The sequence below is a fragment of the Kitasatospora sp. NPDC101176 genome (genome assembly GCF_044768035.1).
Taxonomy (GTDB): domain Bacteria; phylum Actinomycetota; class Actinomycetes; order Streptomycetales; family Streptomycetaceae; genus Kitasatospora.
On the sequence record NZ_JBIWPA010000006.1, the window covers coordinates 84357 to 95911 of the forward strand.

At 71.6% G+C, this 11555-nt stretch carries 12 protein-coding genes and 1 tRNA gene; 11 read left to right on the forward strand and 2 right to left on the reverse strand.

Annotated elements, in window-relative coordinates; translation table 11 throughout:
• Positions 1-53 precede the first annotated feature (53 nt).
• Positions 54-1097, forward strand: coding sequence for a UDP-N-acetylmuramate dehydrogenase (locus tag ACIRS1_RS11985; RefSeq protein ID WP_402838747.1), 1044 nt, complete (start codon positions 54-56; stop codon positions 1095-1097).
• Here the strand turns inward: ACIRS1_RS11985 and ACIRS1_RS11990 are convergent.
• Entirely contained in the window at positions 1087-2142 is a 1056-nt protein-coding gene (locus tag ACIRS1_RS11990) for an adenosine deaminase (RefSeq protein ID WP_402838749.1), read from the reverse strand. The genes ACIRS1_RS11985 and ACIRS1_RS11990 overlap by 11 nt on opposite strands.
• A gap of 106 nt (positions 2143-2248) precedes the next feature.
• Positions 2249-3496: a pyridoxal phosphate-dependent aminotransferase gene (locus tag ACIRS1_RS11995; protein ID WP_387901078.1), complete on the reverse strand. Its 1248-nt coding sequence runs from the start codon at positions 3494-3496 to the stop codon at positions 2249-2251.
• Between the two features lie 283 nt (positions 3497-3779).
• Between ACIRS1_RS11995 and ACIRS1_RS12000 the strand changes: the two genes are divergently transcribed.
• The 10 genes from ACIRS1_RS12000 to rplL all read left to right on the forward strand — a co-directional run bounded on the left by ACIRS1_RS12000 (position 3780) and on the right by rplL (position 11222).
• A tRNA-Trp gene (locus ACIRS1_RS12000) sits at positions 3780-3852 on the forward strand.
• Positions 3853-3996: 144 nt separating this feature from the next.
• Complete coding sequence (secE, locus tag ACIRS1_RS12005) at positions 3997-4335, forward strand: preprotein translocase subunit SecE (protein WP_360209190.1); 339 nt, start codon at positions 3997-3999, stop codon at positions 4333-4335.
• A 211-nt stretch (positions 4336-4546) separates the two neighbouring features.
• Positions 4547-5425, forward strand: a complete 879-nt coding sequence (gene nusG / locus ACIRS1_RS12010) for a transcription termination/antitermination protein NusG (RefSeq protein WP_402838752.1) — start codon at positions 4547-4549, stop codon at positions 5423-5425.
• Positions 5426-5591: 166 nt separating this feature from the next.
• Complete coding sequence (rplK, locus tag ACIRS1_RS12015; protein ID WP_360209188.1) at positions 5592-6026, forward strand: 50S ribosomal protein L11; 435 nt, start codon at positions 5592-5594, stop codon at positions 6024-6026.
• Between the two features lie 77 nt (positions 6027-6103).
• On the forward strand, positions 6104-6826 hold the full coding sequence (rplA, locus tag ACIRS1_RS12020) for a 50S ribosomal protein L1 (RefSeq protein WP_360209186.1): 723 nt from the start codon (positions 6104-6106) through the stop codon (positions 6824-6826).
• A 170-nt stretch (positions 6827-6996) separates the two neighbouring features.
• A complete protein-coding gene (locus ACIRS1_RS12025; protein WP_402838754.1) occupies positions 6997-7785 on the forward strand; it encodes a hypothetical protein in 789 nt (262 codons plus the stop codon).
• A gap of 113 nt (positions 7786-7898) precedes the next feature.
• Positions 7899-8849 carry a hypothetical protein gene (locus tag ACIRS1_RS12030; RefSeq protein ID WP_402838756.1) on the forward strand — a complete coding sequence of 317 codons (951 nt, stop codon included), beginning with the start codon at positions 7899-7901 and terminating at the stop codon, positions 8847-8849.
• A 73-nt stretch (positions 8850-8922) separates the two neighbouring features.
• Positions 8923-9789 carry a hypothetical protein gene (locus tag ACIRS1_RS12035; protein ID WP_402838757.1) on the forward strand — a complete coding sequence of 289 codons (867 nt, stop codon included), beginning with the start codon at positions 8923-8925 and terminating at the stop codon, positions 9787-9789.
• Between the two features lie 397 nt (positions 9790-10186).
• Positions 10187-10750, forward strand: coding sequence for a 50S ribosomal protein L10 (rplJ, locus tag ACIRS1_RS12040; protein WP_402838759.1), 564 nt, complete (start codon positions 10187-10189; stop codon positions 10748-10750).
• Positions 10751-10838: 88 nt separating this feature from the next.
• A complete protein-coding gene (gene rplL, locus ACIRS1_RS12045; protein ID WP_360209176.1) occupies positions 10839-11222 on the forward strand; it encodes a 50S ribosomal protein L7/L12 in 384 nt (127 codons plus the stop codon).
• The last annotated feature ends 333 nt before the right edge of the window (positions 11223-11555 follow it).

The window sequence follows — 11555 nt, forward strand, 5'->3', positions numbered from 1 at the left end:
ACCGGGGGGAAGGGGTGCCGGACGGCGCCCCCTCCCCCCGTACGCTGGTGGGCGTGCTGGTAGAAAACGACGCCCCCCTCGCCCCGCTGACCACGCTCCGGCTCGGCGGCCCGGCCCGCCGCCTGGTGACCGCCCACACCGACGACGAGGTGATCGCCGCCGTCCGCGCGGCCGACGCGGCCGGCGAGCCGCTGCTCGTCCTCGGCGGCGGGTCCAACCTGGTGATCGGCGACGCGGGCTTCCCCGGCACCGTGCTGCGGATCGCGACCACCGGCTTCGACCTGGACGGCACGGTGCTGGAGCTGGCCGCCGGCGAGGTGTGGTCGGAGGCGGTCACCCGCGCGGTGCGCGAGCACGGCCTGGCGGGCATCGAGTTCCTGGCCGGCATCCCCGGCTCGGCCGGCGCGACCCCGGTGCAGAACGTCGGCGCCTACGGCCAGGAGGTCGCCCAGTCGATCACCGAGGTGGTCGCCTACGACCGGACCGCCGACCGGGTGGTCACGCTCACCGGCGCCGAGTGCGGCTTCTCCTACCGGCACAGCCGCTTCAAGGCCGAGCCGGACCGCTACGTGGTGCTGCGGGTGCGCTTCGCCCTCGCCGACCACGGCGGCCTCTCCACCCCGGTCAAGTACGCCGAGGTGGCCGGGCACTTCGGTGTCGAGCAGGGTGAGCGGGTGCCGCTGGAGAAGGCCTACGAGGCGGTGCTGGGCCTGCGCGCCGGAAAGGGCATGGTGCTGGACGCGGCGGACCACGACACCTGGTCGGCCGGCTCCTTCTTCACCAATCCGGTGCTCACCGCGGCGCAGTACGAGTCGTTCCGGACCCGCCCGGGCACCGAGAACGCCCCCGCCTACCCGGCGCCGGAGGGCCGCACCAAGACCTCGGCCGCGTGGCTGATCGACCGGGCCGGCTTCGGCAAGGGCTACGGCGGCGGCCCCGCCACGCTCTCCACCAAGCACACCCTGGCCCTCACCAACCGGGGCTCGGCCACCGCCGAGGACCTCCTGGCGCTGGCCCGGGAGATCCGGGACGGGGTGCGGGAGGCCTTCGGGGTCGAGCTGGTGAACGAGCCGGTGATGGTCGGGGTCAGCCTGTAGCGCCGCGCGGGCCGGAGCCGTCCGCCAGCCAGGCGTCCACGTCCGCCAGCAGCTCCTTGCGGACGGCCTCCGGTGCGCACGAACCGCGCACCGACTGGCGGGCCAGCTCGGCCAGTTCGGCGTCGTCGAAGCCCAGGACCTCGCGGGCCAGGAGGTACTGGTCGGCCAGCCGGCTGCCGAACAGCAGCGGGTCGTCGGCGCCCAGGGCCAGTGGCACGCCGGCGTCGAAGAGCCTGCGCAGCGGGACGTCCTCGGGGCGCTCGTAGACGCCGAGCGAGACGTTCGAGGACGGGCAGACCTCGCAGGTGATCTGGCGGTCGGCGAGCCGGGCCATCAGCCGCGGGTCCTCGGCGGCGCGGACGCCGTGGCCGATCCGGCCGGCGCCCAGGTCGTCCAGGCAGTCCCGGACGGACTCCGGCCCGGCCAGCTCGCCGCCGTGCGGCGCGGCCAGCAGCCCGCCCTTGCGGGCGATCTCGAAGGCCCGGTCGAAGTCCCGGGCGAGTCCGCGGCGCTCGTCGTTGGAGAGGCCGAAGCCGACCACGCCGCGGTCGGCGTAGCGGACGGCGAGCCGGGCCAGGGTCCGGGCGTCCATCGGGGACTTCATCCGGTTCGCCGCGACCAGGACGCGGATGCCGGTGTCGGTGGCCGCGGCGGCCTGCTCCACGGCGTCCAGGATCAGTTCCAGTGCGGGGATCAGCCCGCCCAGCCGGGGCGCGTAGGAGGTCGGGTCGACCTGGATCTCCAGCCAGCGGGAGCCGTCGCGGCGCTCGTCCTCGGCGGTCTCCAGGACCAGCCGGCGGATGTCCTCCTCGTCCCGCAGCACCGAGCGGGCGGTGTCGTAGAGGCGCTGGAAGCGGAACCAGCCGCGTTCGTCGGTGGCCCGCAGTTTGGGCGGCTCGCCGGAGCTGAGCGCCTCCGGCAGCCGGACGCCGTGCTTGTCGGCCAGCTCCAGCAGGGTGGCGGGCCGCATCGAGCCGGTGAAGTGCAGGTGCAGGTGGGCCTTCGGGAGGCCCCTGACGTCTCGCGGGTTCAACAGGCGTTCCATTCGCCGATACTGCCGCATCGGGCCCCCCGACGGGAACCGCCCTCCTTCCGTCCCCCGAAGGGGTGAAGGAGGGCGGTCGCGGGTTGATCCCGTACCCGGGGCGACGTCAGTCGCGGGCCTCGCCGAGCAGCTTCTGCAGCCGGCCGATGCCCTCGGCCAGGTCGGCGTCGCCGAGCGCGTAGGAGAACCGCAGGTAGCCGGGGGTGCCGAAGGCCTCGCCCGGGACGGCCGCGACCTCGGCCTCGTCCAGGATCAGCGAGGCCAGCTCGCTGGAGCTCGCCGGGCGCTTGCCGCGGATCTCCTTGCCGAGCAGGCCCTTGACGGACGGGTAGACGTAGAACGCGCCCTCGGGCTCGGGGCAGTAGACGCCCTCGATCTCGTTGAGCATCCGCACGATGGTGCGGCGGCGGCGGTCGAAGGCGGTGCGCATCTCGTGCACGGCGGACAGGTCGCCGCTGACGGCGGCGATCGCGGCGCGCTGGGCGACGTTGGAGACGTTGGAGGTGGCGTGCGACTGCAGGTTGGTCGCGGCCTTGATGACGTCCTTGGGGCCGATCACCCAGCCCACCCGCCAGCCGGTCATCGCGTAGGTCTTGGCGACGCCGTTGACCACGATGCACTTGTCGGCCAGCTCGGGCAGCAGGGCCGGCAGCGAGGTGAAGGTCGCGTCGCCGTAGACCAGGTGCTCGTAGATCTCGTCGGTGAGCACCCAGAGGCCGTGCTCCAGCGCCCAGCGGCCGATCGCCTCGGCCTCGTCGCGGGTGTACACCGCGCCGGTCGGGTTGGACGGCGAGACGAAGAGCACGACCTTGGTGTTCTCGGTCCGGGCGGCCTCCAGCTGCTCGACCGAGACCTTGTAACCGGTGGTCTCGTCCGTCACGACCTCCACCGGGACACCGCCGGCCAGCTGGACCGACTCCGGGTAGGTGGTCCAGTACGGGGCCGGGACGATGACCTCGTCGCCCGGGTCCAGGATCGCCGCGAACGCCTCGTAGATCGCCTGCTTGCCGCCGTTGGTGACCAGGATCTGGGCGGCGTCCACCTCGTAGCCGGAGTCGCGCAGGGTCTTGGCGGCGATCGCGGACTTCAGCTCGGGCAGGCCGCCCGCCGGGGTGTAGCGGTGGTTCTTCGGGTCGCGGCAGGCCTCGACGGCCGCCTCGACGATGTAGTCCGGGGTCGGGAAGTCGGGCTCGCCGGCGCCGAAGCCGATCACCGGACGGCCGGCCGCCTTGAGGGCCTTGGCCTTGGCGTCCACGGCGAGGGTCGCGGACTCGGCGATCGCGCCGATCCGGGCGGAGACCCGGCGGTCGGCGGGGCGGATGGAACGGTCGGGCTGCGGGGTGGAAGCGCTCATGCCTGCATGGTCGCAGAACCGGCACGGGCCGGGGGGCGCGGTTTCACCATCCGTACCCGTCCGTCCACATGGCGGCGGACGCCGATCCGCCGGTGATCATGCGGGCATGCCGGACATATGCCGGGCAACCAGCGCACCCGGAAGAAGAGGTTCGACCAAACACCCCTCGACCACGTACACTCACTGCTCGACGGCCCGCCGAAAAGACCGGAGCTTCCACCACCTGTGCAGACAGTGGGGGGAGATGCGGTAGGTTGGTCGCTACGGAGCCACGAGGCACCGTAGGGCAATAGCTCAATTGGTAGAGCACCGGTCTCCAAAACCGGCGGTTGGGGGTTCAAGTCCCTCTTGCCCTGCTGCTTGATCCGCTTTCAGCCCGTTCGCTCCACAGAGCGAGCGGGCTTGATGCGGAGAGGGCACCGATCAGCACCGCTTAGCCGGACGCTCGTGCCCCATCGGGTACGTCTCGCTCGGCAGGACCCGGATTCAGGTGAGGACGAGTGACGGAGACCACGGGCTCCACCGCAACGCCTGAGAGCGGCAACCCCGAGGGTGCCGACGGCGCTGCCGAGACCACCTCTGGCGAGGGCGGCGACTCGCGTCGCGACCGCAAGCGCGCCGACAAGAAGTCGGGCAAGCGCGGCAAGAAGGGCCTGTTCGCCCGGATCGGGCTGTTCTACCGCCAGATCATCGCCGAACTGCGCAAGGTCGTCTGGCCGACGCGCAACGAGCTCACCAGCTACACGGCCGTCGTGGTCACGTTCGTCGTGGTCATGATGGCGATCGTGGCCGGTCTGGACTACGGCTTCTCCAAGCTGAGCCTCTGGATCTTCGGCTGACCTGGCCGCCGCACCTTCGAAACAGCTTCCCGACCCGGGCCGATCCTCGGCCCGGGTCGTGCTGTCTGCGCCGGACGTACGCGGCCGCTACCGTTGACTCGGTACTGTTGAAGTCTCCGAGTCCTCGCCTGGCGCCCGTGTGAGCGGCAGCACGCCGGCGGCGGCCCCGGAGCGCGCCACCTTCACCATCTCCAGGAAAGAAGCAGCCACCGTGTCTGAGTCCCCCCTGTACGACGCCGACGAGACCGTCCGCGAGGCGGATGTCGCCGCCGAGCTGGACGCGGCCGAGCTGGCTGTCGACGCCGAGGCCGCCGAGCAGATCGTGGACGCCGCGGACGGCGACGAGGACGAGGTCGAGGCGTACGACGAGGCCGAGGCCGGCGAGCCCGCCGAGGAGGTCGCGCTGCACGTGGAGGGCGACGAGGAGCCCGCCGCCGACGAGGCCGTCGAGGTCGTCGAGGAGGAGGCCGAGGAGGCCGAGGAGGTCGACCCGGTCGCCAAGTTCCGCGAGGACCTGCGCTTCATGCCGGGCGAGTGGTACGTGATCCACACCTACGCCGGCTACGAGAACCGGGTGAAGCAGAACCTGGAGCAGCGCGCCGTCTCGCTGAACGTCGAGGAGTACATCTTCCAGGCCGAGGTGCCGCAGGAGGAGGTCGTCCAGATCAAGAACGGCGACCGCAAGACCATCCGCCAGAACAAGCTCCCCGGCTACGTCCTGGTGCGCATGGACCTCACCCCGGAGTCCTGGGGCGTCGTGCGCAACACCCCCGGTGTCACCGGCTTCGTCGGCAACGCCTACGACCCGTACCCGCTGACCCTGGACGAGGTCGTCAAGATGCTCGCCCCGGACGTCGAGCGCCAGGCGGCCAAGGAGGCCGGCAAGCCCTCGCCGGTCAAGCCGAGCGAGATCCAGGTGCTGGACTTCGAGGTCGGCGACTCGGTCACCGTCACCGACGGGCCGTTCGCGACCCTGCAGGCGACCATCAACGAGATCAACCCCGACTCGAAGAAGGTCAAGGGCCTCGTCGAGATCTTCGGCCGGGAGACCCCGGTCGAGCTCTCCTTCGACCAGATCCAGAAGAACTAGTCCCCACGCTCTTCGGATCCGGGGCGGGGCCGAGCGCCCCGCCCCGGATCCGTTTTGGTCCAGCGGCGCATTCGCGTTAGCCTGGTCCGATGTGTGTGCTGGCGGCCGGGTGTCGCCCCGGTTCCGCACGCACCAGCAATCACCTCTCGGAAGGACCCGGAGAGACATGCCTCCCAAGAAGAAGAAGGTCACGGGGCTTATCAAGCTCCAGATCAACGCCGGTGCGGCCAACCCGGCGCCGCCGGTCGGCCCCGCGCTGGGCCAGCACGGCGTCAACATCATGGAGTTCTGCAAGGCCTACAACGCCGCGACCGAGTCGCAGCGCGGCATGATCGTGCCGGTGGAGATCACGGTCTACGACGACCGTTCCTTCACCTTCATCACGAAGACGCCGCCGGCCGCGCGCCTCATCCTGAAGGCCGCCGGTATCGACAAGGGCTCGGCCGAGCCGCACAAGACCAAGGTCGCGAAGCTCACCAGCGCCCAGGTCCGCGAGATCGCCACGACCAAGATGCCCGACCTGAACGCCAACGACCTGGACGCGGCGGAGAAGATCATCGCCGGCACCGCCCGGTCGATGGGCATCACCGTCGAGGGCTGATCAGCCCTTCTCGTCCCTGTGGTAGGGCCTGCGCAGGCCCGTGACACCACGACTCCCATCACCATTCAGGAGCAGCAGTGAAGCGCAGCAAGGCTCTGAAGGCCGCGGACGCCCAGGTGGACCGCGAGCGCCTTTACGCCCCCCTCGAGGCCATCCGCCTCGCCAAGGCGACCAGCACCACCAAGTTCGACGGCACCGTCGAGGTCGCCATGCGTCTGGGCGTCGACCCGCGCAAGGCCGACCAGATGGTCCGCAGCACCGTGATCCTCCCGCACGGCACCGGTAAGACCGCCCGGGTCCTGGTCTTCGCGACCGGCGACCGTGCCGAGGCCGCGCGTGCTGCCGGCGCCGACATCGTCGGCTCCGACGAGCTCATCGACGAGGTCGCCAAGGGCCGCCTCGACTTCGACGCCGTCGTCGCCACCCCGGACCTCATGGGCAAGGTCGGCCGCCTGGGCCGCGTGCTCGGTCCCCGTGGTCTGATGCCGAACCCGAAGACCGGCACCGTGACCCCGGACGTCGCCAAGGCTGTCAACGACATCAAGGGCGGCAAGATCGAGTTCCGCGTCGACAAGCACTCGAACCTGCACTTCATCATCGGTAAGGTCTCCTTCACCGACGAGCAGCTGGTCGAGAACTACGCCGCCGCGCTGGACGAGGTGCTCCGCGCCAAGCCGTCCGCCGCCAAGGGCCGCTACATCAAGAAGACCGCGGTCAGCACCACCATCGGCCCGGGTGTCCCGGTCGACCCGAACCGCACCCGCAACCTCCTCGTCGAGGAGGACCCGGCCGCGGTCTGAGCCTCCCGGCTCTGAAGCAGTCCGTCACGGCGGGCCCGCACCCCTTCACGGGGGTGCGGGCCCGCCGCCGTTTCCGGATGGTGACCTCACCGGATGGGAACGCGTGACCGAGTCGTCGTACGCTCTGCCGGTCAGCTCATGTGCAGAACGTGTGACCGTCGGAGCGTGCCGTGCCGCCCACCCCCCGCCCCGCCCTCCTGGCGGCGGCCCTCCTGCTGCTCGGCGCCACCACGGGCTGCAGCCTGCTCGCCGTCCAGGACACCCGGACCCCCGGCGGCGCGGCCGCGCCCGTGCCGCCCCGGCAGGTGGTGCTCACCGCGGCCCAGGCGCTGGACGACGTCGGCGGCGCCCGGATCGACGTCGTCGAGGAGGGCCCCGACGGCCGGCGCACCGCCACCGGCACGCTCTCCTGGGGCGCCAGGGACGAGGGCGCGCTGACCGTCACCGACGAGCGGGGCGCCGGGCAGCTGACCGTCCGCGACGGTGCGCTCGACCTCGCCTACCAGGGCGCCCCGCCCCGGCACGCCGACCGGGACACCGCGGAGTCGCTGGACCCGCGGGCGGCGGACGCGGCGCCGGGCGGCTACGCGGGCGGCTGGATGACCGGGCTGATCACCAACCCGGGCAGCCGCGCCTACGCGATGGCGCAGACCGGCAAGCTCGGCTCGCTCGGCGGCGAGCAGCTGGCCGGGGTGACCGTCGCGCACTACCGGGGCTCCGCGACGGTGGCCGAGTACTTCGCCGCGGACGGGGAGCTGACCCCCGGCCGGCTGGCCGCGGTGGTCGACTGGTACCACCGGCGGGGTGTCCAGGCGATCGGCTACGACGTCTGGGTCGGCCCCGGCGAGCAGTTGCTGAAGCTCCGTGAGACGGTCCGCGGCAGCGCGGGAACCACGGTGACCACGACGGATGTCTCAGCTCTCGCGGCGGGGGACGCGACCCCTCCCGCGGGCACCTAGGGGAGGGGGACAAACCGGTGCATGGGGGCTCTGGCGATCCGTTAGAGTCCCGGATGAGAAGAAGCTGAAAATCTGCTCTTCTCTGGATCATTGGGATCCTCAAGGGGGGAACCATGCCTGGAACCCGCAAGGCCGCCGTCGCCGTCGTCCTCGCCGCTCTGGCGCTGACCGCGACCGCCTGCAACAACAACGACGACAAGACCGCCGCGCCCGCGCCGACCACCGCGGCCGCGCAGCCGACCACCGCCGCCGCGGCGACGCCGTCGGCCGCCGCGCCGAGCACCCCGAGCGCACCGCCCGCGAAGGTCACCCCGGTGGTCTTCCTGGAGCAGGTGACCCAGAAGACCAGCGCCGCCAAGTCGGCCAAGATCGACGAGTCGATCGTGTTCGGCGAGGTCACCATGAAGGGCAAGGGCGCCGTCTCCTGGGCCGACGGTCTCCGGGGCGACATCACGATGGACATGTCCGGCTCCCCGCTGGGCAAGGCCATCACGCCGCTGACCGGCAGCCAGTCCGCGCCGTACCGCTTCACCAAGGACGCGATGTACCTGCGCCTCGGCGGCAACGTGGTCGACGCCCTCGGCGGCCGGCACTGGCTGCGGTACAGCATGGCCGACCAGGCCAAGACCACCGGCGGCGCGAGCGACCAGCTCAAGAGCGCCGACCCGGTCCAGGGCGTCCGCACGCTGATCGCCTCCGGCAAGGTGACCGAGGTCGGCCAGGAGTCGGTGAACGGCAAGGCCGCCACCCACTACACCGGCGAGCTCAGCGCCACCGACATCGCCGCTGCCACCGGCAAGGGGCTGACCCAGGAGCAGGCGGACCAGATCAAGCAGAACCTGGACACCGCTGGCATCACCAGCGAGCAGGTCGACGTCTGGGTCGACGCCGACCAGCTGGTGGTCAAGCGCACCGAGCAGGCCGACACCAAGGCCGGCCCGTTCAAGGCCACCGTCACCTACTCGGACTACGGCACCCCGGTCACCACGACCGCGCCGGACCCGTCCGACACGGTGGACCAGGCCGAACTCGCCAAGCTCGGCAAGGGGGGCGCCACCAGCTGACCCCGGCCCGGGTGGCAAGGTGGCCGGAGACGAAGGCCGCCGACACGGCGCCCGGGCGAGGAGGGATCGGACGATGGCGGGACGACAGCGGCTGGCGGCACTCGCCGCCGTCGTCCTGTTGGCGACCGGGCTGACCGGATGCGGCGGCGGTGAGGACGCACCGCCCACGCCCTCCGGCAGCCCGAGTCCGACCGCCTCCGCGTCGCCGACCGGGCCGGCCAAGCCCACCGACCGCTCGCCGCACGGGGTGCTGCTCTCCGCGCAGCTGGCCGTGCAGACCGCCCGCCGGGCCAAGGTCAGCTACCGGCTGGGCGCGGACGCCGGGGCCGGGCCGCTCTTCTGGCAGCCCAAGACGGCGCTCCAGATCAAGCGCTCCACCCCCTCGGGGGCCGAGCAGCTGATCGTCGTGGACACCGTCGCGTACCAGGGCGGCGACGCCGCCACCGCGGCCCGCCAGGGCGGCCGGCACTGGGAGCGGTTCGCCGTCCCGGTGGACCAGGACGGCCACAAGGAGGTCCCCTACGCGGGCCTGATCGACCTGCTGAACCCGGTCGAGGCACTGGCCGCCGCCACCGCCGACGGCGCGGACGCCCAGTTCGTCGCGGAGGAGAAGTACGAGGACTCGACGGTCGAGCACTACCGGGTCGTCACCACCGCCGAGCGCTACGCGGCCGCCCAGACCCAGCTGACCCAGGCCCGCCGCGACGGCCTGCGGGCCGCGCTGGCCCCCGGCGGCTCGCTCTCGCTCACCCTGGACCTCTGGCTCAACGACAAGGACCAGCTGGTCAAGCTCCAGCGCACCGGCAGCGGGGACAGCGGCCGGGCGGACGACTCGGTGGTCTACTCCGACTTCGCCGGCCCGCTGCTCTCGGTGCAGGCCCCGGCCGAGACGGACACCGTGGACACCGGGACCCGGACGGTCTCACCGCTGGCCCGCTGAGCCTGCTGAGCCCGCTGAGCCCGCTGAGCCCGGAGGGCCCCGCGGGCACCGCCCCGGGCTGGTCGGTCGGGGGCGATTTGCCCCGGACGGGCGCGTCCGGTTAATGTTGCCGAAGCCAAAGACCGCTGGTTGTCACCATGCGCCCCCAGGGGAGCGGGTGGCCGAAGGATCTGCGCCTCGTGCGCAGGCAGCCCGCGCAGGTGTGTCTGGAGCTTCGACTTCCGGGTCCGCGTTCGCGCGATCGCCCGTCGAGGTCGTCACGAGCCCCGTGCGCCTGCGCACCGGGGCTCATCTGCTTTTCCGCAGGAGCTTTCCTTCCGTCCGGCCGGTTCGAGGTGTGAATGGTCGACTTTCGCGGTCGGCCGGACTTCGACATCACGGAAGGAGGCGTAAGCCTATGGCAAGGCCCGACAAGGCTGCTGCCGTCGCCGAGATCACGGACAAGTTCCGTGGCTCCTCCGCGGCGCTGCTGACCGAGTACCGCGGTCTCTCGGTGAAGCAGGTCAAGAACCTGCGTCGCTCGCTCGGCGAGAACGCCGAGTACGCCGTGGTGAAGAACACGCTGACCAAGATCGCGGCCAATGAGGCCGGGATCTCCGAGCTCGACGACCTGTTCAACGGTCCGACGGCTGTCGCCTTCGTCACCGGTGACCCGGTGGAGTCGGCGAAGGCTCTGCGTGACTTCGCCAAGGAGAACCCCGCTCTCATCATCAAGGGCGGTGTCCTTGACGGTAAGGCGCTGTCCGCCGATGAGATCAAGAAGCTCGCGGACCTCGAGTCCCGCGAGGTGCTGCTCGCCAAGCTGGCGGGTGCCCTGAAGGCCAAGCAGTCCCAGGCTGCCGCGCTCTTCCAGGCCCTGCCGTCGAAGCTCGTCCGCACTGTGGACGCGCTGCGCGACAAGGTCGAGCAGGGCGGTGCCGGTACGCCGGCTCCCGCCGCCGAGGACGAGGCCGCCGAGTAGTTCGGCAGGCTCACGCCTCGCTGCGGGCCCGTGCCCGCCCAACCCGTACATACGGCACCACCTGCCGATTTAGTGGAAGGACGCCATCATGGCGAAGCTGACCCAGGACGAGCTGCTCGCGCAGTTCGAGGAGCTCACCCTCATCGAGCTCGCCGCCTTCGTGAAGGCCTTCGAGGACAAGTTCGACGTCACCGCCGCTGCCCCGGTCGCCGTGGCCGGCGTTGCCGCCGCCGGTGCCCCGGCCGAGGCCGTCGAGGAGCAGGACGAGTTCGACGTCATCCTCGAGGGCGCTGGCGACAAGAAGATCCAGGTCATCAAGGAGGTGCGCACCCTGACCTCCCTCGGCCTGAAGGAGGCCAAGGACCTCGTTGACACCGCTGGTGCCAAGGTCCTGGAGAAGGTTGCCAAGGACGTTGCCGAGAAGGCCAAGGCCGCCCTCGAGGGTGCCGGCGCCAAGGTCACCGTCAAGTGACTCCTCGCCAGCCGTAGTCGGCTGGTGGGTACCCCCTGAGCCCCTTGCGGGCTGAGGGCGCCCGAGGCCGGGCCGATCACCCTTGCGGGTGGTCGGCCCGGCCTTTTCGCGTTCCCGGCCCCACCGGGCCCCGCGCGGCCGGGCCACCGGTCCGGCCGAGAGTCCACTCGGCACCGTCGGTGCCGGGGGGTATGGTGATCACCGTCATCGGCGGTGGCCCCCACCACGGCTTCTGTAACGCCGGGGGGCGTTCGACCGATGAAGGGGTCGAGGCCCGCCCCGCCGGCGGGCCCTTGACGAACCCGGCGCGGCGCGCGATTCTCAAGGCGCGAG

Excerpts from the sequence above, each read along its gene's own strand:
- ACIRS1_RS11990 (WP_402838749.1), bottom strand. The coding sequence starts at position 2,142 with ATGGAACGCCTGTTGAACCCGCGAGACGTCAGGGGCCTCCCGAAGGCC.
- ACIRS1_RS12035 (WP_402838757.1), top strand. The coding sequence starts at position 8,923 with ATGGCGGGACGACAGCGGCTGGCGGCACTCGCCGCCGTCGTCCTGTTG.
- ACIRS1_RS11995 (WP_387901078.1), bottom strand. The coding sequence starts at position 3,496 with ATGAGCGCTTCCACCCCGCAGCCCGACCGTTCCATCCGCCCCGCCGAC.
- rplK (WP_360209188.1), top strand. The coding sequence starts at position 5,592 with ATGCCTCCCAAGAAGAAGAAGGTCACGGGGCTTATCAAGCTCCAGATC.
- rplL (WP_360209176.1), top strand. The coding sequence starts at position 10,839 with ATGGCGAAGCTGACCCAGGACGAGCTGCTCGCGCAGTTCGAGGAGCTC.
- rplJ (WP_402838759.1), top strand. The coding sequence starts at position 10,187 with ATGGCAAGGCCCGACAAGGCTGCTGCCGTCGCCGAGATCACGGACAAG.
- ACIRS1_RS12030 (WP_402838756.1), top strand. The coding sequence starts at position 7,899 with ATGCCTGGAACCCGCAAGGCCGCCGTCGCCGTCGTCCTCGCCGCTCTG.